At 66.9% G+C, this 999-nt stretch carries 1 protein-coding gene; it reads left to right on the forward strand.

Annotated features, from left to right (window positions below; all coding sequences use genetic code 11):
• Window positions 1-999 (forward strand): DEAD/DEAH box helicase (locus JCM9942_RS16775; protein WP_054660972.1); only part of this gene is annotated, 999 nt, incomplete at both ends.

A 999-nucleotide genomic window follows, 5' to 3' on the forward strand; every position in this document is an offset into this window, starting at 1 on the left:
GGCGCTGGTGCTGGCACCGACCCGCGAGCTGGCCACCCAGGTGCATGACAGCCTGCGCGGCTACAGCAAGTACCTGCGCATCCCCAGCGCCTGCATCTACGGTGGCGTCGGCATGGGCAACCAGCTGGATGTGCTGCGCCGTGGCGTGGACCTGCTGGTCGCCTGCCCGGGCCGCCTGATCGACCACCTGGAGCGTCGCAGCATCGACCTGTCCGGGATCGAGATCCTGGTGCTGGACGAGGCCGACCGCATGCTCGACATGGGCTTTTTGCCCTCGATCAAGCGCATCCTGGCCAAGCTGCCGCGCCAGAACCGCCAGACCCTGCTGTTCTCGGCCACGTTCGAGGAGAGCATCAAGCAGCTGGCGCTGGAGTTCATGCACAACCCGAAGCAGATCCAGGTCACGCCGAAGAATACCGTGGCCGAGACCATCACCCACCGCGTGCATCCGGTCGATGGCAGCCGCAAGCGCGAGCTGCTGCTGCACCTGCTGGCCGAGGATTCCCGCGTGCAGACGCTGGTGTTCGGCCGCACCAAGCACGGCTGCGACAAGCTGGCCCAGTTTCTGGAGAAATCCGGCATCAAGACCGCCGCGATCCATGGCAACAAGAGCCAGGGCCAGCGCCTGCGTGCCCTGAGCGACTTCAAGGCCGGTCGCGTGACCGTGCTGGTGGCCACCGATATCGCCGCCCGTGGCATCGACATCAACGAGCTGCCCAAGGTCATCAACTACGACCTGCCGATGGTCCCGGAAGACTACGTGCACCGCATCGGCCGTACCGGCCGCAACGGCTCCACCGGTGAGGCGATTTCGCTGGTGGCGCAGGACGAGGCCAAGCTGCTGCGTCAGATCGTGCGCATGCTCGGTCGCGATATGGACATCACCGATGTGCCGGGTTTCGTGCCGCAGACCCCGATCCGCTGGGGCAACAGCGCGCCGGGCAAGGCCGAGCAGCCCGGTGGTCAGAAGGCGCCGCGCCGTGGCAACGGCGGCCATGC

Origin of the sequence: Stenotrophomonas pictorum JCM 9942, assembly GCF_001310775.1 — a bacterium.
GTDB classification, from domain to species: domain Bacteria; phylum Pseudomonadota; class Gammaproteobacteria; order Xanthomonadales; family Xanthomonadaceae; genus Stenotrophomonas; species Stenotrophomonas pictorum.